Source organism: Streptomyces sp. NPDC053542, from assembly GCF_044544685.1.
In the GTDB taxonomy this organism is placed as follows: domain Bacteria; phylum Actinomycetota; class Actinomycetes; order Streptomycetales; family Streptomycetaceae; genus Streptomyces.
The window spans coordinates 163,833-182,695 of record NZ_JBITXL010000006.1 but is presented as its reverse complement, the minus strand read 5'-3'; the positions used below and the strand labels follow the sequence as shown (position 1 = coordinate 182,695).

Below are 18,863 nucleotides of genomic sequence, written 5' to 3'. Positions count from 1 at the left end.
CCACCGTCAGTAAGCACCCTGCGTAGTCGCGCGACTTTGGGGAGTGATCCCCCTCTCCGCTACATTCCGGCCGTCAACCGGTCCCGGGCACGTGGAGCGTCGTGAGTCATTCGCAGGGATACGGATACGGATTCGGATACGGGCTGCCGCAGTCGTACGACGGGACGGAGGGCCCCCGGACCCAGGGCTACGGTCCGTACGGACCGCCGGACGAGCCCCAGGTGTACGACACGTATGTCGCGCAGTCGTACGCACCGTCGCCGCCGCAGTCGTACGCACCGTGGCTGCCCGAGCAGCAGTCGTACGAGCCGTCGCAGTCGTACGAAACGCAGGCCCCCGAGCCGCAGTCGTACGACCAGCCGCCGGAGCCGGAGCTGGAGCCGGAGCCGGAGCCGGTCACCCGGGGCCGGACCGCGGGCCGGGCCGCCGCCCGGCGTGCCGCCCGCCGCAAGCGGTTCGTCGAGCGGCCCGAGGGGCTGCGCAGGCTGGTCCCGCAGGCGCTGGTCGTCGCGTTCCTCGCGGGCGGCACCACCGCGTTCGTCGCGCACGACAAGGCCGTACGCCTCAGCGTCGACGGCGATCCGCGCCGGCTGCACACCTTCGCCGGGGACGTCGGCGACATGCTGGCCTCCGAAGGCGTGCCGATCGGCCCGCACGACATCGTCGCGCCCGGCCCGGACGCCCCGCTGGCCAGCGGCGACGAGGTGGCCGTGCGGTACGGCCGGCCCGTCGTGCTCACCGTGGACGGCCACCGCCGCCGGGTGTGGACCACCGCCCGCACCGTCGAGGGCGCGCTGCGCCAGCTCGGCGTGCGGGCCGAGGGCGCGTACATCTCCGCCTCGCGGTCGCTGCCCATCGCCCGGCACGGCATCGAGCTGGCCGTACGCACCGAACGCACGGTGACCTTCATGGCCGACGGCCGCGCGCGCAGCATCCGTACCAACGCCGCCACCGTACGCGCGGCGCTCGCCCGGGCCGGTATCGCGCTGCACGGCCAGGACACCACCTCCGTACCGCTGGACAGCTTCCCGCGCGAGGGACAGACCGTCTCCGTGCTGCGCGTCACCGGCTCCCGCGAGGTCCGCGAGGAGCCGATCGCCTACGAGACCCGGCGGGTCCCCGACGCGTCCCTCTTCAAGGGCACCGAGTCGGTGGTCCAGCAGGGCCACCAGGGCGTGCGCCGGGTCACCTACCAGCTGCGTACCGTCAACGGCGTCCGGCAGCGGCCGCGGCTGCTGAGCCAGGAGGTGATCACCGCGCCCAGGACCGAGATCGTGCACGTGGGCACCGCGCCCGTGCCCACCAGCGTGGCGGGCGCCGACCATCTGAACTGGCAGGGCCTCGCGCAGTGCGAGACCGGCGGCCGGGCCGACGCGGTCGATCCCTCGGGCACGTACGGCGGGCTGTACCAGTTCGACCGCGCCACCTGGCACTCGCTCGGCGGGACCGGCGCCCCGCAGGACGCGCCGCCCGCCGAGCAGACCTACCGCGCCAAGAAGCTGTACGTCAGCCGGGGGGCGAGCCCGTGGCCCGTGTGCGGCCGTAAGCTTCACCAGTGACCAACAGCAGCACCGATGAGCCCGGCCCGCTCCTGGGCCCCGCCGACATCCGAGAACTGGCCGCGACGCTGGGCGTCCGCCCCACCAAGCAGAAGGGCCAGAACTTCGTCATCGACGCCAACACCGTCCGCCGGATCGTGCGGACGGCCGAGGTGCGTCCCGATGATGTGGTCGTCGAGGTGGGACCCGGCCTCGGCTCGCTGACCCTGGCGCTGCTGGAGGCCGCCGACCGGGTCACGGCCGTGGAGATCGACGACGTACTGGCGGCCGCGCTGCCCGCGACCGTCGAGGCCCGGATGCCGGAGCGCGCCGACCGGTTCGCGCTCGTGCACTCCGACGCGATGAAGGTCACCGAGCTGCCGGGCCCGCCGCCCACCGCCCTGGTCGCCAACCTCCCGTACAACGTCGCCGTCCCGGTCCTGCTCCACATGATGGCGACCTTCCCGACCATCGAGCGCACGCTCGTCATGGTCCAGTCCGAGGTCGCCGACCGGCTCGCGGCCCGCCCCGGCAACAAGGTCTACGGTGTGCCGTCGGTCAAGGCGAACTGGTACGCCGAGGTCAAGCGGGCGGGCGCGATCGGCCGGAACGTCTTCTGGCCCGCGCCCAACGTGGACTCCGGACTGGTCTCCCTCGTACGCCGCGACAAGCCGCTGGAGACCACCGCCAGCCGCGACGAGGTCTTCGCCGCCGTGGACGCGGCCTTCGCGCAGCGCCGCAAGACGCTGCGCTCCGCGCTCGCCGGCTGGGCGGGCTCGGCCGCCGCCGCCGAGGCCGCGCTGGTCGCGGCGGGCGTCTCCCCGCAGGCCCGCGGCGAGGCCCTGACCGTCGAAGAATTCGCCCGCATCGCCGAGCACAAGGAAGCCGCAGCCCAGTGACCCCGTCCAGCCCCCGCACCGTCACCGTCCGCGTCCCCGCCAAGGTCAACGTCCAGCTGGCGGTCGGCGCCGCCCGCGCCGACGGCTTCCACGACCTGGCCAACGTCTTCCTCGCCGTCGGCCTGTACGACGAGGTCACCGCGGCGCCCGCCGACACCCTGACGATCACCTGCGAGGGCCCGGACGCCGGGCAGGTCCCGCTGGACCGGACGAACCTCGCGGCCCGCGCCGCCGAGCTTCTTGCCGCCCGGCACGGCATCGAGCCGCGCGTCCAGCTGCACATCGCCAAGGACATCCCGGTCGCGGGCGGCATGGCCGGCGGCAGCGCGGACGGCGCGGGCGCGCTGCTCGCCTGCGACGCGCTGTGGGGGACCGGCGCGAGCCGCGAGGAGCTGCTCGACATCTGCGCCGAGCTGGGCAGCGACGTGCCGTTCAGCCTGGTCGGCGGGGCCGCGCTGGGCACGGGGCGGGGCGAGCGGCTGACTCCCCTGGAGGTCGGCGGTACGTTCCACTGGGTCTTCGCGGTGGCCGACGGCGGGCTGTCCACGCCCGCGGTCTACCGGGAGTTCGACCGCCTCACCGAGGGCACCGACGTGCCCGCCCCCGAGGCGTCCCCGGCGCTGCTGGACGCGCTGCGCTCGGGCGACGCCGCGGCCCTGGCCAAGGCGGTCTCCAACGACCTGCAGCCCGCGGCCCTCTCGCTCTTCCCCTCGCTCGCCGCGACCCTGGAGGCGGGCACGAAGGCGGGCGCGCTCGCCGCCCTGGTCTCCGGCTCCGGCCCGACCACGGCCTTCCTCGCCGCGGACGGGGAGGCCGCGGACCGGGTCGCCGAAGCGCTCCTGGCGTCCGGCACCTGCCGGTCGGCCCGCGTCGCGGCCGGCCCGGCCCTGGGCGCCACGGTCATCGGCTGAGCAGCGGTCCCCGGTACCGGCACCCACGCGATGCGGGTGTGACGGGCGTGCCGCACTAGGCTGGAAGGCCGACCGATGTGAAGTCCCAGGAGTGAGATGGCCGCGAACCTCGTCAATCTGGAAGCCGTCAGCAAGGCGTACGCACTGCGCGCGCTGCTCGACGGCGTCTCCCTCGGCGTCAACGAGGGCGACCGGATCGGCGTCGTCGGCCGCAACGGTGACGGCAAGACGACCCTGATCCGTATCCTCGCGCAGCTGGAGTCCCCGGACGACGGCCGCGTCACGCACGTGAACGGGCTGCGCCTCGGTGTGCTGACCCAGCACGACTCGCTGGACCCGGAGGCGACCGTCCGGCACGAGGTGATCGGCGACCTCGCCGACCACGAGTGGGCGGGCAGCGCCAAGATCCGTGACGTGCTGACCGGCCTCTTCGGCGGCCTGGACCTGCCGGGCTTCCCGCAGGGCCTGGACACCGTGATCGGCCCGCTCTCCGGCGGTGAGCGGCGCCGCATCGCGCTCGCGAAGCTGCTCATCGCCGAGCAGGACCTGATCGTCCTCGACGAGCCGACCAACCACCTGGACGTGGAAGGCATCTCGTGGCTGGCGCGGCACCTCCGGGCGCGGCGCTCCGCGCTCGTCGTCGTCACCCACGACCGGTGGTTCCTGGACCAGGTCTGTACGCGCATGTGGGACGTGCAGCGCGGCGACGTGCACGAGTACGAGGGCGGCTACAGCGACTACGTGTTCGCGCGCGCCGAGCGGGAGCGCATCGCCGCCTCCGAGGAGGCCAAGCGGCAGAACCTGATGCGCAAGGAGCTGGCCTGGCTGCGGCGCGGCGCCCCGGCCCGTACGAGCAAGCCCCGCTTCCGCATCGAGGCCGCCAACGAGCTGATCGCGGACGTGCCGCCGCCCCGGGACAGCGCCGAGCTGATGAAGTTCGCGAGCTCCCGGCTGGGCAAGACGGTCTTCGACCTGGAGGACGTGACCGTACAGGCCGGGCCCAAGGTGCTGCTGAAGCACCTCACCTGGCAGCTCGGCCCCGGCGAGCGGGTCGGCCTGGTGGGCGTGAACGGCGCGGGCAAGACCTCGCTGCTGCGGGCGCTGGCCGACGCGGCGCGCACCCAGGGCGACGCGCAGCCGGCCGGCGGGAAGATCATCGTCGGGAAGACCGTGAAGCTGGCCTACCTCTCGCAGGAGGTCGCGGAGCTGAAGCCCACCCTGCGGGTGCTGGAGGCCGTGCAGCAGGTCCGGGAGCGGGTGGACCTCGGCAAGGGCCGGGAGATGACCGCGGGCCAGCTCTGCGAGAAGTTCGGGTTCACGAAGGAGAAGCAGTGGACGCCGGTCGGCGACCTCTCCGGCGGTGAGCGACGCCGGCTGCAGATCCTGCGGCTGCTGATGGACGAGCCGAACGTGCTCTTCCTCGACGAGCCCACCAACGACCTGGACATCGAGACCCTGACGCAGCTGGAGGACCTGCTCGACGGCTGGCCCGGCTCGCTGATCGTCATCAGTCACGACCGGTACTTCGTCGAGCGGACCACCGACCGGGTGTTCGCGCTGCTGGGCGACGCCAGCCTGCGGATGCTGCCGCGCGGCCTCGACGAGTACATCGAGCGGCGCGAGCGGATGGCGCAGGCCGCGGCCCCGGCGCCGGCGGCCGCGGCGCCCAAGCAGAAGTCCGCCGCGGTGGACCGGGCGACGCAGAAGGAGCTGCAGAAGATCGAGCGGCAGCTGGACAAGATCGGTACGAAGGAGGCGAAGCTGCACACGCAGATCGCCGACAACGCCACCGACTTCGCCAAGGTCGCCGAGCTGGACGCGCAGCTGCGGGAGCTGTCCGACGAGAAGGACGAGCTGGAGATGCGCTGGCTGGAGCTGGCGGAGGACGCGTAGCGGGCGCCGCGGGCCCGCGGCGGCGGCGTGCGTAACGGGTGCGTCGCGGGAGTGTCCCGGGCCGGTCTCGCCCCTCTGGTGGCGGCATACCGCACCGGTGCGATGTCGGTGCCGAGTGGTACAAAGAACTCCCGCTCAACTGCCGTTAATTGCCGAGCCTTATGTCTGATTCACTCCATCCCGGGGGGCTTTGCCGCTCGGGGTCGCGGGGGAGGCCGATTCGGAGCCATGGGCCGGCGTGAAGAGGTAACGACCCGATGACCCAGCCGCCGCAGCCGCCACCACCGCCCGGTCAGCCGCCGTCCGGCGGCTTCGGCGCGCCCAAGGACCCGTCGTACGGCTACCCGCAGCAGCCGAGCCAGCCGCCGCAGGCTCCGGACGCTCCGCCGCAGCCGCCCCAGGCCCCGCCGCAGCCGCAGCAGGCCCCCGGCCAGCCGCCGCAGGCTCCGGGGCAGCCGCCGCAGGGGCCCCCGCCCCCGCCCGGCCCGTACGGCGCGCAGCCGGCGTACGGCTACCCGGCCCAGGGCCCGGGCTACGGCTACCCGCAGCAGCCCGGCCAGCCCGGCCAGCCCGGTGCCCCCGGCCCGTACGGCGCCCCCGGCCCCTACGGCGCGCAGTACCCCGGCGGCGGCATGCCCCCGCAGGGCGGCGGCAATCAGCAGCGCACCCGCATCATGATCGTCGTCGCCGCGGTGGTCGCGATCGCGCTGATCGTCGGTGGCGGCGTGTGGTTCGCCAACAGCGGTGGCGACGACCCGGCGCCGAACGCCCAGGGCTCCAGCGAGGGCACCGACGGCGGCGGCAAGGGCGGGGACGCGCCGACGGCGCTCAAGGGCGGCAAGGTCGCGCTGAACGAGGAGACCAAGCCCGGCAGTTCCACGGGCAAGCTGCTCTTCAACGTGCCGCTGCCCTCGCCGGAGAAGTCGGTGGTGACGCTGAACGGCGCCTGGGCGACGGCGAAGACGTACGCCAAGGTCAGCAAGGCCGAGATCGTCGGCTACGACCTGGACGCGAAGAAGCCGAAGTACAAGCTCCCCATGGACGGCATCATCTGCGGCGCCTCGAACTACGCCACCGAGGAGGGCAAGGCCGCGGTGGTCTTCGAGGCCGGCCCGCGCAAGGGCGAGAACGACCGGGAGCCCTGCAGCCAGATGGCGCTGCTGGACATCGACTCCGGCAAGTTCGACTGGCAGAAGACGATGCCGGGCGGCCGGCAGGCGTCCAGCCTCGGCATGGGCGTCACCTTCAGCCAGGGCGCGGTCGTCGCCTCCTGGCCGGGCGGCGGCGAGGTCGCGTACGACATCTCCGGCAAGGAGCTGTGGCACCAGCGCGACAGCGGCAACGACGCCTCGATGCAGTGCCTGGACCGGGGCATCGGCGGCGGCAAGAAGCTCGTCGCGGTGCTGCGCTGCGGTGAGTACGGCTCGCAGACCACGCAGGTCCAGGAGATCGACCCGGCCACCGGCAAGCCCAAGTGGACCTACGACGCGCCCAAGGGCGTGGAGAGCGCCGAGGTCGTCTCCACGAACGGCCCGGTCGTCATCGGCATCTCCGCGGGCGAGGCCGGTATCACGGACATGGTCGTCATCGACGACTCCGGCAAGCGGCAGGCACAGATCTCGCTGCAGGACGACAAGTACAAGCCCAACTGCGGCATCACCGGCGGCGTGGAGCGGTGCGTCACCGCGACGGCGGACGACAAGTACCTCTACATGCCCTCCAAGTCGCACGACGCGGTGGGCGGCAAGTCCTTCGACAACCAGAACGAGATCGTCGCCTTCGACCTGAAGACCGGCTCCGCGACCTGGAAGGCGTCCTCGGAGGTCAACCAGGAGATCGTGCCGCTGCGCATGGCGGGCGACCAGCTCATCGCCTACCAGGACGGATACAGCGACAAGGGCGGCCAGGTCGTCAGCATCGACCCGGCACAGCAGGGCAAGAAGACGGTCTTCCTCAACCTCCCGAAGGAGACCGCCGACGCGGCCCGCTCGCTGCGCCCCGGTATGACCCGCGCGGTGTACGAGCACGGCCGGCTGTTCCTGAACCAGGACATCATGTCCGGCACGAAGTACGGCCTGGGCGACGGCAAGTACCTGGGCCTGGCCTTCGGCAGCTGAGAAACCCGCAGGCCCGAGGGCCTGTCCGGCGGCCCCGTCCTACGCACTGTAGGGCGGGGCCGCCGCCGTACCGAGTCCGTCCGCCTCTGGAAATAAATGATCGGCGCCTGACGGCAAGTGGCCCAGAATGGCCGGGATTTCAGCATTCCGACGGGCTTCTGCCCGGTAGGGGGCGCGCGATGTCGAACAAGCGTGTAGCTTCCGGATGCAAAGGGGCCCGGCGGAGATCGGGGGGCTGACACCGCCGGGGAATGGGGGGTTGCTGAATGGGCGTGCGGCTCATGGTGGTCGACGACCACCGCCTGCTCGCCGAGGCGCTCGCCTCGGCACTGAAGTTGCGCGGGCACAGGGTGCTCGCGGCGGCCGCGCCGAGTGCCGGGGCGGCGGATCTGGTGGTGAGCAGAGCGCCGGAGGTGTGCCTCCTGGGGACGGCAGCGCCCGCCGAGCCGGGGGTGTTCGACCCGGTGGTACGGATCAAGAAGGAGCGGCCCCAGGTGGCGGTCGTGGTGCTCGGCCCGGTGCCCAATCCGCGGGGCATCGCGGCGGCGTTCGCGGCCGGTGCGTCCGGTTACGTCCGCCACGACGAGCGGATCGAGGGCGTGGAGCGGGCGATGATGAAGGCCAGGGCGGGGGAGGCGGCGATCGCCCCGGCCCTGCTCCAGCAGGCGTTCGAGGAGCTGCTGCATCCGGCGGCGCAGCCCGACGACGAGGGCGCCCGGCTGCTGCAGATGCTGACCCCGCGCGAGGTGGAGGTGCTCGTCCGGGTCGCCGAGGGCGAGGACACCCGGCTCATCGCGGCCGGTATGGGCATTGCGCCGAGCACGGCCCGTACGCATGTGCAGCGGGTGCTGATGAAGCTGGGGGTGGGGTCGCGGCTGGAGGCGGCGGCGCTGGCGGCCCGTACGGGCCTGCTGGACCGGGCCGCGGTCAGCAACGCGAACGCGGCGGGGCCGCAACAGGCCCCGCCGCAGTGAACGCGCTCCGCGTCAGTCCGCCGAGCCGCCCGTGCCGCCGGCCGTGGCGCCGGTCTCCTCGGGGGCCGGTGCCTCGGCCGGGCGCAGCTTCATCCACGCCAGGAAGAAGAGCCCGAGGACGAGCATCCCGAGGCCGGTCCAGAGGTTGATGTTGATGTCCTGGGCCTTCTTCAGGTCCGCGTCGGACGCCGTGATGCCGGCGATCGTGACGATCACGCCGTAGACGACGAAGAGTCCGCCGATGATGCGGCGTACATCGAAGAGCCGGGCCGCCGTCGCGGACTTGCGCTCCAGCTCCTCGACCTCGTGCTGGTAGTCACTCATGGTGTGCTCCTTACGGCCCTTAGAAGGAGAAGGGGATGTAGCAGACGGCGGCGAGGACGACCGCGCTCCAGCCCAGCAGGGCGGGCTTGCGGTACCACGCGTCGTCGCCCTCGGCGGGCAGCTCCTCCATGCCGGGCGAGGTGGTGCCGTAGACCAGGCCGGCCAGCGACTCGGCGGACTTGGGCTTGGTCACCAGGGTGATCACGAACATCACGACCGCGCCGACGACGAACGCCACGATCGAGGAGACGAAGTTGGCGCCCTGGTCGGAGGGGATCGAGATGATGCCCTGCTTGTAGAACCAGAAGTAGTTGACCATCGCGGCGACGGTGCCCGAGAGCAGGCCCCAGAAGCCGGCCGCTGCGCTGGTCCGCTTCCAGAACATGCCGATGATGAACACCACGAACAGCGGGACGTTGAAGAACGAGAACAGCGTCTGCAGGTAGTTCATGATGTTGCTGAACGAGGACGCGATGAACGCGGTCCCCATGCCGATCAGCACGCCCACCGCGGTGACCACCCGGCCGGTCTTCAGGTAGTACGCGTCCTCGCGGCCCTTCTTCAGGTACGCCGCCCAGATGTCGTTGGTGAAGACCGTGTTGAACGAGGAGACGTTCGCCGCCATACCGGCCATGAACGCGGCGAGCAGGCCGGTCACCGCGATGCCCAGCACGCCGTTGGGCAGCAGGTCCCGCATCAGTACCGGAATGGCGTCGTTGTACTGCAGGCCGTCCTTGGTCTTGCCCAGCGAGGGCTCCATGACCAGCGCGATCAGGCCCGGCACGACCACGACCAGCGGGATGAAGATCTTGGGGAAGGCGGCGATGAGCGGGGTGCGCTTGGCGGCGGAGCCGTTCTTCGCGGACAGCGCGCGCTGCACCTCGGCGAAGTTGGTGGTCCAGTACCCGAAGCTCATCACGAAGCCGAGGCCGAGCACGATGGTCAGCCAGTTGGCGCCCAGCGGGTTGGACTCGCCGATGCCGGTGCCGCCCCAGGCGGTGAGGAAGTCACCGCCGTGGGAGTCGGTGAGGCTGCTGGTCAGCCCGTCCCAGCCGCCGACGCGCTTGAGGCCGACGACGGTCAGCGGGATCAGCGCGGCGAGGATGACGAAGAACTGCAGGACCTCGTTGTAGATCGCGGAGGACAGGCCGCCGATGGTGATGTACGCGAGCACGAAGAAGCCGGCGACGACGATGGCCACCCACTCCGGCCAGCCCAGCAGCGCCTCCAGCACGATCGCCATCGCGTAGAGGTTCACGCCCGCGATCAGCACGGAGGAGACCGCGAAGATGATCGAGGACAGCAGGTGCGAGGACGGCCCGAAGCGGTGCAGCAGGAACTCCGGTACGGAGCGGACCTTGGAGCCGTAGTAGAAGGGCATCATCACCAGGCCGAGGAAGACCATGGCGGGGATGGCGCCGATCCAGTACCAGTGCACCGTGTACGCGCCGTACTGCGCGCCGTTGGCGGCCATGCCGAGGATCTCGGTGGCGCCGAGGTTGGCGGCGACGAACGCGAGACCGGTCACCCACGCGGGCAGCGACCGGCCGGAGAGAAAGAAGTCCAGGCTGGTCTTCACGCTGCGTTTGGCGGCGAAGCCGATGCCCAGGACGACGGCGAAGTAGATCGCCAGGATGCTGTAGTCGAGCCCGTTGGTAGGGAGGCGTAGCCCTTCGGCCATCGTGATCATGGGGTCTCGCTTCGTTGCGTGGCGCCGGTGGCTTGAACGAGGAGCAAGTTACGCGCGGTCGCTCGGAAACTGAACACTTTTGTTGGTTTTTTTTGTTGGATCGTGATCGAGTGCCTTCCTTGGTGACGCTGGGTGTGGCGGGCGCACCGCTCCGTCTCCGGATGCCTGCGCCGTTCCCGGCGTTGACGGAAGTGTTGGCTCGTGGTTCATTATGTTTGTTTCTGTTTGGTCGTCTGCCGAGGAGCACCAGTGAAGAAGACGTCCACGCGGCTCGCGGACGGCCGGGAGCTCATCTACTACGACTCCCGCGACGACGTCGTGCGCGACGCCGTCGACGAGCGCCCCCTGCCGCGGGTCACCACCGCCTCCGAGATCCGGCACGACCGCCTCCTCGGCGACTCCGTCGCCGTCGCCTCGCACCGCCAGGGCCGGACCTACCACCCGCCGGCCGACGAATGCCCGCTGTGCCCCTCGCGCGAGGGCCGGCTCTCGGAGATCCCCGCCGCCGACTACGACGTCGTGGTGTTCGAGAACCGCTTCCCCTCGCTCGCCGGCTCCACCGGCCGCTGCGAGGTCGTCTGCTTCACCTCCGACCACCGCGCCTCCTTCGCCGACCTCACCGAGGAGCAGGCCGCGCTGGTCCTGGAGGCGTGGACCGACCGCACCGCCGAGCTGACCCAGCTCCCGGACGTCGAGCAGGTCTTCTGCTTCGAGAACCGCGGTGCCGAGATCGGCGTGACCCTGGGCCACCCGCACGGGCAGATCTACGCCTACCCCTTCGTCACGCCGCGCACCGAGCGGATGCTGGCCTCGGCGACCGAGCACGCCGAGCGCACCGGCGGCCGCAACCTCTTCGACGACGTCGTCGCCGACGAGCTCGCCGACGGCAGCCGGGTGGTCCTGGAGGGCGAGCACTGGGTGGCCTTCGTCCCGTACGCGGCGCACTGGCCGTACGAGGTGCACCTCTACCCGCGGCGCCGGGTCCCCGACCTGCTCGCGCTGGACGAGGACGCGCGCACAGAGTTCCCACAGCTCTACCTGGAAGTCTTGCGACGGTTCGACCGGATCTTCGGGGACGGGGAGCCGCCGACGCCGTACATCGCCGCATGGCACCAGGCGCCGGTGCGCGCCCCGCACCGCGACGGCTTCGCCCTCCATCTGGAGCTCTTCACCATCCGACGCACTCCCGGCAAGCTGAAGTTTCTCGCGGGTTCCGAATCCGGCATGAATGTGTTCATCAACGATGTGCCGCCGGAAGCCGCGGCGCAGCGACTGCGAGAGGTAGCGAGCACGTGAGCAAGAAATACCTGGTCACCGGCGGAGCGGGATACGTCGGCAGCGTCGTGGCGGCACACCTTCTGGAGGCCGGCCACCAGGTGGTCGTCCTGGACGACCTGTCCACCGGCCACCGTGTGGGCGTCCCCGAGGGCGCGGAGTTCATCGAGGGCCGGGTCCAGGACGCGGGCAAGTGGCTGGACCGCTCCTTCGACGCCGTGCTGCACTTCGCCGCGTTCTCGCAGGTCGGCGAGTCCGTCGTGGACCCGGAGAAGTACTGGCGCAACAACGTCGGCGGCACCATGGACCTGCTCGCGGCGATGCGCGTCGCGGGCGTGCGCACGCTGGTGTTCTCCTCGACGGCGGCGACGTACGGCGAGCCCGTGAACACCCCCATCACGGAGACCGACCCCACCGTCCCCACCTCCCCGTACGGCGCCTCGAAGCTGGCCGTGGACCACATGATCAGCGGCGAGTGCGCGGCGCACGGCCTGGCGGCGGTCTCGCTGCGGTACTTCAACGTGGCCGGCGCGTACGGTGACTGCGGCGAGCGGCACGACCCCGAGTCGCACCTCATCCCGCTCGTCCTCCAGGTGGCCCAGGGCCGCCGCGAGTCGATCTCCGTCTTCGGTGACGACTACCCCACCCCGGACGGCACCTGCGTCCGCGACTACATCCACGTCGCCGACCTCGCCGACGCGCATCTGCTGGCGCTGGACGCCGCCGTCGCGGGCGAGCACCTGATCTGCAACCTCGGCAACGGCAACGGCTTCTCCGTCCGCGAGGTCATCGAGACCGTCCGCACGGTCACCGGCCACCCGATCCCCGAGGTCGTCGCCCCCCGCCGCGGCGGCGACCCCGCGGTCCTGGTCGCTTCGGCACAGACGGCCATCGACCGCCTCGGCTGGCAGCCGAAGCGCGCGGACCTGGCGGAGATCGTCGCGGACGCGTGGGCCTTCGCCCAGGAGGGCCGGGCGGCAACCCGGTAGGGGCCGTAGCACCGCAGCCGGGCGCACCACCGTCGTGGTCGCTCGCGCAGTTCCCCGGGCCCGGGCATTCGCACAATGAGCTGGACGAAGGAGTCCGAGTTGAACAACGACACGGCACACGGCGCGAGCCGCACCGCCGCCGCCTTCCGCGAGGTCTTCGGAACCGCCCCTGCGGGGACCTGGGCCGCGCCCGGCCGGGTCAATCTCATCGGTGAGCACACCGATTACAACGACGGCTTCGTGATGCCGCTGGCCCTCCCGCACACCACGATCGCCGCCGCCGCGCCCCGTACCGACGGCGTGCTGCGCCTGCACTCCGGCAACGTCAAGGGCGGCATCGTCGAGCTGCGTACCGAGGGGCTGCGGCCGGCCCCCGACGGCGGCTGGGCGGCGTATCCGGCGGGCGTCCTGTGGGCGATGCGGGAGGCCGGGCTCCCGGTGGACGGCGGTGCCGACCTGCACTTCGACTCCGTCGTCCCCACCGGCGCCGGGCTCTCCTCCTCCGCCGCCCTGGAGGTCGCCACAGCGCTCGCGCTGAACGACCTGTACGGCCTGGGCCTGGACGGCCAGGAGCTGGCCCGGCTGGCCCAGCGCGCCGAGAACGCCTTCGTCGGCGTGCCCTGCGGAATCATGGACCAGACCGCCTCGGCCTGCTGCACCGAAGGCCATGCGCTCCTCCTGGACACCCGCGACCTCACCCGCCGCCAGGTCCCCTTCGACCTCGCGGCGGCCGGGCTGCGCCTCCTCGTCGTCGACACCCGCGTCCAGCACGAGCTGGGTGACGGCGCCTACGCCGAACGCCGCGCGGGCTGTGAGCGGGCCGCGCGGGCACTGGGCGTACGCGCCCTGCGCGACGTGGCGTACGACGGACTGCGCCAGACGCTGGAGTCGCTGGCGGACGAGCCCGCCGTACGGCCCCTGGTACGGCACATCGTGACCGAGAACCGGCGGGTGCAGGACGTCATGGCGCGCCTCGACGCGGGCGACCCGCGCGGCATCGGCCCGCTGCTGACGGCCGGCCATGCCTCGCTCCGCGACGACTTCGCGGTGTCCTGCGCCGAGCTGGACCTCGTGGTGGACGCCGCGAACGAGGCCGGCGCGCTGGGCGCCCGGATGACCGGCGGCGGCTTCGGCGGATCGGCGATCGTGCTGGTGGCAGAGGCGGACGCGGAGGCCGTGGGCAAGGCGGTCACCGAAGCGTTCGCGGCGGCCGGGCACGCCGCGCCGCGGATCTTCACCGCCGTCCCGAGCGCGGGGGCCCGGCGGCTGGCGTGAACCGGACAGCGGCGGGGGCGCGAAAGCCCGCGGCGGGGGCGCGAAAGCGCGCCCCCGCACACCCCCGACGCGCTGTCAGCCGGTCCGTGCGACTGGCCGATTGCCCCGCCGGCGTCCGGCGGTAACCGGTCGGAATGAGCCGATCACCCGCTACTGGTGTCTCGTGGTGAGCCGGCTGCCCCACCCTGAACACATGGGTCGGGCAGTTTTGCCAATCGGCTTCCGTTGCCGGACCCCGTACGTACGCTGAACAGAGCACCGGTGGGGGCCGGTGCCGATCAGGGGGCGAGCTGGACCCTCTCCGCCGAACGCGGCGCGGGGAGGTGAGGGTACGGCGCCCGGGACGGGACAGCGACGCAGCACGGCGGCGGCCGTGCCGCTGCGGCGACCCCGTCCCCGGGCGCACGTACCCGTTTCTGCCCGTTTCCCCGAGACAGGGGGTCCTCAGTGCAACGCATCCGGGTCTTGGTGGTCGACGACCACCGCATTTTTGCCGAGTCCCTGGCGGCAGCCCTCGCGGCCGAACAGGACGTGGACGTGGCGGCGGCCGGGAGCGGACCGGCGGCCCTGCGCAGTCTGGAGCGGGCGGCCTCCGAAGGCCGGCGCTTCGACGTCATGCTCGTCGACGCCGACCTCGGCGCCGCCGTCGCACCGCTCGCGGCCGTCCCGATACGGCCGCAGGGCCACCGCGACGGCGCGGCCGACGGCGCGCCCGTGGACGGAATTTCGCTGGTCACCTCGGTCCGCACCACGCACCCGATGGTGCGCGCCGTGGTGCTCGCGGAGAAGGACGACCCGCGCAGGGCCGCGTCCGCGCTGCAGGCCGGGGCCGGCGGCTGGGTCGCGAAGGACTGCTCGCTCTCCCGCCTGCTGGCCGTGATCCGCGGCGTGCTGCGGGACGAGACGCATCTGCCGCCCGCGCTCCTCACCGGCGTGCTGCGGGAGCTGACGGCGGCCCGCAAGCACCGTACGGAGAGCGAGCGGCTGGTGGAGTCGCTGACGCCGCGCGAGCGCGAGGTGCTGCGCTGCATGGTCGCGGGGCTCGGCCGCAAGGCGGTCGCGGAGCGGCTGTTCCTCTCGCCGCACACGGTCCGTACGCACATGCAGAACGTCCTGGGCAAGCTCGGCGTGCACTCCACGCTCGCGGCGGTGGCGCTGGCGCGCCGGGCCGGGGTGGGGCCGGTCGAGCTGGAGCCGCCCCCGTCGTCCCCGGCGGCGCAGCCGGTGCCGTCGGCGTCGGTCTCGGTGCCGTGAGGCGCGCATGGACCGGCGGCCGCGCCCCGGCCGGTACGGCGGCCGGCGGCCGCCCGGGTACGGCCGCCGGCAGACCCTGACCGCCCCGCCGTCCGGGGCCGCGGTTCAGGAGCCGGCCCGCGGGCCGGACTCCGTCAGGACGGCCGCGCCGCGGGCGGGCAGGGTGAGGTGATGCACGGTTGCCGCCCGCGGCGCGGCCTGCGCGAGCGCGTCGGTCATGGGCCGGGGCAGTGTCACCTCGGCCGGCTCCTGCCCGTGGTTGAGCAGGAAGAGGTACCGCGCGCGGGCATCGGCGCGCACGGTGGCCTGCACGCCGGGCGGCAGCCCCGGCAGTACGGGCGCCACGCCCGCCGCCTCCCGTACGTCGTCCATCAGGGCCCGCATCAGCGCCGGGTCGGGACGCGTGCCGACGTACCAGGCGGTGCCCCGGCCGTAGGTGTGCCGGGTGATGGCGGGCCGTAGCCCGTCGTACAGGAAGTCCACGACGGAACCCGCGCCTTCGAGGACGATGTCCTCCGCCCAGAGGTCGGCGCGCCCGGCGTAGCGCCCGCGCAGCGGGACGGCCGCGCGCTCGTCCAGCGGCCAGAACTCCTCGACCCGCAGGCCCAGTACCTCGCGCAGCGGCGCCGGGTAGCCGCCGGGGTGCACCCGGTCATGGGCGTCCACGATGCCGGAGAAGAACGACACCAGCAGGTGCCCGCCGTCGCGTACGTACGCGGCCAGCCGCTCGGCGTCCTCGGTGCGCAGCAGGTACAGGTTGGGCACGACGACCAGGCGGTACGAGGACAGGTCCCGGTCCGGGGGCACGACGTCGCAGGCGACGCCCGCCTCGAACAGCGGGCGGTAGTGGGCCAGCGACCGTTCGGGCGCCTGGAGGGCCGTGGAGGGGCGGGAGTCCAGCTCCAGCGCGCGCCGGCTGTCCCAGTCGGCGAGCAGCGCGACCGGCGCCTCGGAGCGGGTGCCCTCGATGCCCGGGACGGCGGCCAGCTCCCGCCCCAGCTCGGTGACCTCGCGGAAGATCCGGGTGCCGGTGCCGCCGTGCGGGACCATCGCGGAGTGGAACTTCTCGGCGCCGCCGAGCGACTGCCGCCACTGGAAGAAGAGCACCGCGTCGGCGCCCTGGGCGACGGCCTGCCAGCTCCACAGCCGCATCGCGCCGGGCGGCTTGGGGCCGTTGCGGGGGCGCCAGTTGACGGCGCCGGGGGCCTGTTCGAGCAGCAGCCAGGGCTGTCCGTCGCGCGCCGAGCGCATCAGGTCGAAGTTGTACGCGGCGCGGATGTGGTCGTCGGGGTCGTAGGGGTCCTGGTAGAAGTCCAGCGCCATGACGTCCATGTCGCGGGCCCAGGCGAAGGCATCGACGGGCTTGTGGTCCGGCATCAGGTTGGTGGTGACCGGCACGTCCGGGGTGATGCGGTGCAGTACCTCCTTCTCGGCGAGGTAGCAGGCGCGCAGCGCGTCGTCGCTGAAGCGGAGGTAGTCCAGCTGCTGCGCCGGATTGGCGGCGGCGGGTGCGGCGCGCGGCGGCAGCACTTCCTCGAAGTCGCTGTAACCCTGCGACCAGAAGGCGGTGGACCAGGCGTCGTTGAGCGCGTCGATCGTGCCGTAGCGCTCGCGCAGCCAGCGGCGGAAGTCGCGGGCCGAGACGTCGCAGTAGCACTGCCGGGTGTGGCAGCCGTACTCGTTGCCGATGTGCCACAGGGCGAGGGCGGGGTGGCCGGCGTAGCGGTCGGCGAGGCGTTCGACGAGGCGGACGGCGTGCTCGCGGTAGACCGGGCTGGAGGGGCAGTAGTGCTGGCGGGCGCCCGGCCAGCGGCGGGTGCCGTCGGCGTCCTCGGGGAGGATCTCCGGGTGCCGGTGGGCGAGCCAGGGCGGTGGTGAGGCGGTCATGGTGGCCAGGCAGACCGCGATGCCGGCCTGGCCGAGGCCGTCCATGACGCGGTCGAACCAGCCGAAGTCGTAGGTGCCCGGCCGGGGTTCGACCCCCGCCCAGGAGAAGATCCCGGCGGTCACCATCGTGACGTGCGCCTGCTTCATGAGGACGAGGTCCTCGGCCCGTACGTCCTCGGGCCACTGCTCGGGGTTGTAGTCCCCGCCGAACCGGATTCCCATCGCGCGCTCCCCCCTGGGGGCTTGTCGGATCGCGTGGTCGCTGGTCGCTGCTGTGGTGCTTGCTACGGGTTCGCTGGAGTCCGCTGGAGTTCGCTGGTCAGGAGGAGTTCTTCAGGACGCTCCAGCCGCCGTCGACGACGAGGCTCGCGCCGGTGACGAAGGAGGCGTCCGCGGAGAGCAGGAAGGCGATCGTGGCGGCGACCTCCTCGGGGCGGCCGAGCCGGGCCGCGGCGGTCTCGGCGGCGGTCACCTCGCGGTCCTCCTCGGAGACGCCTTCCCAGGCGGGCGTGAGGACCGGCCCGGGCAGCACGGAGTTCACCCGTACGTCGGGCCCGTACTCCACGGCCAGCTGGCGGGCGAGGCCGGTCAGGCCCGCCTTGGACGCGGCGTACGCGGGCCGCCCCGGCAGCCCGAAGAGGGCGTGCACGGAGGAGGTCAGCACGACGGCGCCCCGCTGGGCGCGCAGGTCGTCCAGGGCCGCCCGTACGCCGAGGAACGCGCCGGTGAGGTTCACCGCGAGCTGGTGGTCCCAGTCGGCGCGCGGGGTGCGGTCGGCGGGCGCGGCGTAGTGGGTGAAGGCGTTGGAGACCAGGCCGTCGACCGGCCCGTACCGGCCTCTGGCCGCGGCCACGGCACGCTCCCAGGCGGCCTCGTCGGTGACGTCGCAGTGCTCGTAGGAGGCGGTGCCGCCGGCGGCGCGGATACGGCGCGCGGTGCGCTCTCCTCGATCGTCGTCGACGTCGAGGAGAAGGACACGGGCACCCTCGGCGGCCAGCCGGTCGGCGGTGGCGGCGCCGATGCCGGAGGCTGCGCCGGTGACGAGGTGGGTGCGGCCGTGGAAACGCTGCGCCGGTCCCGGCGCGGTCGGCGCATCACGCTGCGCGTTGCGCTGCTCGCTCATGGCCGCGATCCAAGTGGACGTGGCCCTTGCGGGCAAGGGGGCGCGACTGGCGGGGCACCGCCGTGGGGCTGTGGTTCGGCCGCCGAGTGCGGCGCCGTCGTGGCCGTTCGCGCAGTTCCCCACGCCCCTGACGGGGCGCTAGCCCGGAATGTTGTCGAACGGGGCCGTCAACTGGCGCAGCAGGCCCGCCAGTTCCCCGCGCTCCGCGCGGGAAAGCTCCGCGAGGATCGCCCGCTCCTGGGTGAGCAGCCCGGCCAGGGACTGGTCCGCGCGGTCGCGCCCTTCCGTCGTGAGCCGGACGAGGACGCCGCGCCGGTCGCTGGGGTCGGGCAGCCGCTCGACGAGGCCCTTCTTGGCGAGCCGGTCGATACGGTTGGTCATGGTGCCGGAGGTGACCAGGGTCTGGGTGAGCAGCTGGCCGGGGGAGAGCTGGTACGGGGAGCCGGCCCGGCGCAGCGCGGTGAGCACGTCGAATTCCCAGGGCTCCAGGCCGACCTCGGAGAAGGCCAGCCGGCGCGCGCGGTCGAGATGCCGGGCGAGCCGGCTGATACGGCTGAGCACCTCGAGTGGTTCCACATCGAGGTCGGGGCGCTCGCGGCGCCATGCTGCGACCAGTCGGTCGACCTCGTCCTCCATGACGATCAGTGTAGTGGTTGTGTCGACGTGAAGTCTCTTGACGTCAAGATATATTTTGCTGGACGATTGGGCAGCGTC

General features: G+C 72.5%; 15 protein-coding genes. 10 read left to right on the top strand and 5 right to left on the bottom strand.

The window, feature by feature from the left end:
• The first annotated feature begins 101 nt into the window (after positions 1–101).
• The 6 genes from ACIGXO_RS18615 (at position 102) to ACIGXO_RS18590 (ending at position 8,332) form a co-directional block, all read left to right on the top strand.
• A complete protein-coding gene (locus ACIGXO_RS18615) occupies positions 102–1,559 on the top strand; it encodes a ubiquitin-like domain-containing protein (protein WP_399787542.1) in 1,458 nt (485 codons plus the stop codon).
• Entirely contained in the window at positions 1,556–2,437 is an 882-nt protein-coding gene (gene rsmA, locus ACIGXO_RS18610; protein ID WP_399787539.1) for a 16S rRNA (adenine(1518)-N(6)/adenine(1519)-N(6))-dimethyltransferase RsmA, read from the top strand. The genes ACIGXO_RS18615 and rsmA overlap by 4 nt, the downstream gene beginning before the upstream one ends.
• On the top strand, positions 2,434–3,348 hold the full coding sequence (locus ACIGXO_RS18605; RefSeq protein ID WP_399787536.1) for a 4-(cytidine 5'-diphospho)-2-C-methyl-D-erythritol kinase: 915 nt from the start codon (positions 2,434–2,436) through the stop codon (positions 3,346–3,348). The genes rsmA and ACIGXO_RS18605 overlap by 4 nt, the downstream gene beginning before the upstream one ends.
• Positions 3,349–3,444: 96 nt before the next feature.
• Positions 3,445–5,241: an ABC-F family ATP-binding cassette domain-containing protein gene (locus ACIGXO_RS18600; RefSeq protein WP_399787533.1), complete on the top strand. Its 1,797-nt coding sequence runs from the start codon at positions 3,445–3,447 to the stop codon at positions 5,239–5,241.
• Positions 5,242–5,498: 257 nt separating this feature from the next.
• Positions 5,499–7,358, top strand: a complete 1,860-nt coding sequence (locus ACIGXO_RS18595; RefSeq protein WP_399787530.1) for a PQQ-binding-like beta-propeller repeat protein — start codon at positions 5,499–5,501, stop codon at positions 7,356–7,358.
• A gap of 266 nt (positions 7,359–7,624) precedes the next feature.
• Entirely contained in the window at positions 7,625–8,332 is a 708-nt protein-coding gene (locus ACIGXO_RS18590; RefSeq protein WP_030617335.1) for a LuxR C-terminal-related transcriptional regulator, read from the top strand.
• 12 nt (positions 8,333–8,344) lie between these two features.
• Here the strand turns inward: ACIGXO_RS18590 and ACIGXO_RS18585 are convergent, their stop codons facing one another.
• Positions 8,345–8,656 carry a hypothetical protein gene (locus tag ACIGXO_RS18585; RefSeq protein ID WP_399787527.1) on the bottom strand — a complete coding sequence of 104 codons (312 nt, stop codon included), beginning with the start codon at positions 8,654–8,656 and terminating at the stop codon, positions 8,345–8,347.
• A gap of 19 nt (positions 8,657–8,675) precedes the next feature.
• A complete protein-coding gene (locus tag ACIGXO_RS18580; protein ID WP_399787524.1) occupies positions 8,676–10,346 on the bottom strand; it encodes a sodium:solute symporter family protein in 1,671 nt (556 codons plus the stop codon).
• A gap of 249 nt (positions 10,347–10,595) precedes the next feature.
• On the opposite strand from ACIGXO_RS18580, the gene galT reads away from it, so the two are divergent.
• The 4 genes from galT to ACIGXO_RS18560 all read left to right on the top strand — a co-directional run bounded on the left by galT (position 10,596) and on the right by ACIGXO_RS18560 (position 15,139).
• Complete coding sequence (gene galT / locus ACIGXO_RS18575) at positions 10,596–11,642, top strand: galactose-1-phosphate uridylyltransferase (protein WP_399787521.1); 1,047 nt, start codon at positions 10,596–10,598, stop codon at positions 11,640–11,642.
• Positions 11,639–12,610 (top strand): UDP-glucose 4-epimerase GalE, encoded by a 972-nt coding sequence (galE, locus tag ACIGXO_RS18570; RefSeq protein WP_399787517.1) that lies wholly within the window; start codon positions 11,639–11,641, stop codon positions 12,608–12,610. Before galT ends, galE begins: the two co-directional genes overlap by 4 nt.
• A 75-nt stretch (positions 12,611–12,685) precedes the next feature.
• A complete protein-coding gene (galK, locus tag ACIGXO_RS18565) occupies positions 12,686–13,885 on the top strand; it encodes a galactokinase (RefSeq protein WP_399787514.1) in 1,200 nt (399 codons plus the stop codon).
• A 447-nt stretch (positions 13,886–14,332) separates the two neighbouring features.
• Complete coding sequence (locus ACIGXO_RS18560) at positions 14,333–15,139, top strand: LuxR C-terminal-related transcriptional regulator (protein ID WP_399787512.1); 807 nt, start codon at positions 14,333–14,335, stop codon at positions 15,137–15,139.
• 105 nt (positions 15,140–15,244) lie between these two features.
• On the opposite strand, the gene ACIGXO_RS18555 is transcribed toward ACIGXO_RS18560, so the two are convergent.
• The 3 genes from ACIGXO_RS18555 to ACIGXO_RS18545 form a co-directional block, all read right to left on the bottom strand.
• On the bottom strand, positions 15,245–17,248 hold the full coding sequence (locus ACIGXO_RS18555; RefSeq protein ID WP_399787509.1) for a beta-galactosidase: 2,004 nt from the start codon (positions 17,246–17,248) through the stop codon (positions 15,245–15,247).
• A 97-nt stretch (positions 17,249–17,345) separates the two neighbouring features.
• The gene (locus tag ACIGXO_RS18550; protein WP_399787505.1) at positions 17,346–18,149 is read right to left on the bottom strand and encodes an SDR family NAD(P)-dependent oxidoreductase; all 804 of its coding nucleotides are present in this window, start codon (positions 18,147–18,149) and stop codon (positions 17,346–17,348) included.
• A 138-nt stretch (positions 18,150–18,287) separates the two neighbouring features.
• Complete coding sequence (locus tag ACIGXO_RS18545; RefSeq protein ID WP_223734037.1) at positions 18,288–18,785, bottom strand: MarR family winged helix-turn-helix transcriptional regulator; 498 nt, start codon at positions 18,783–18,785, stop codon at positions 18,288–18,290.
• Positions 18,786–18,863 lie beyond the last annotated feature (78 nt).

Coding starts and splice junctions, on each gene's coding strand:
- ACIGXO_RS18585 (WP_399787527.1), bottom strand. CDS start 8,656: ATGAGTGACTACCAGCACGAGGTCGAGGAGCTGGAGCGCAAGTCCGCG.
- ACIGXO_RS18555 (WP_399787509.1), bottom strand. CDS start 17,248: ATGGGAATCCGGTTCGGCGGGGACTACAACCCCGAGCAGTGGCCCGAG.
- galK (WP_399787514.1), top strand. CDS start 12,686: ATGAGCTGGACGAAGGAGTCCGAGTTGAACAACGACACGGCACACGGC.
- ACIGXO_RS18550 (WP_399787505.1), bottom strand. CDS start 18,149: ATGAGCGAGCAGCGCAACGCGCAGCGTGATGCGCCGACCGCGCCGGGA.
- ACIGXO_RS18600 (WP_399787533.1), top strand. CDS start 3,445: ATGGCCGCGAACCTCGTCAATCTGGAAGCCGTCAGCAAGGCGTACGCA.
- ACIGXO_RS18580 (WP_399787524.1), bottom strand. CDS start 10,346: ATGATCACGATGGCCGAAGGGCTACGCCTCCCTACCAACGGGCTCGAC.
- ACIGXO_RS18595 (WP_399787530.1), top strand. CDS start 5,499: ATGACCCAGCCGCCGCAGCCGCCACCACCGCCCGGTCAGCCGCCGTCC.
- ACIGXO_RS18545 (WP_223734037.1), bottom strand. CDS start 18,785: ATGGAGGACGAGGTCGACCGACTGGTCGCAGCATGGCGCCGCGAGCGC.
- ACIGXO_RS18590 (WP_030617335.1), top strand. CDS start 7,625: ATGGGCGTGCGGCTCATGGTGGTCGACGACCACCGCCTGCTCGCCGAG.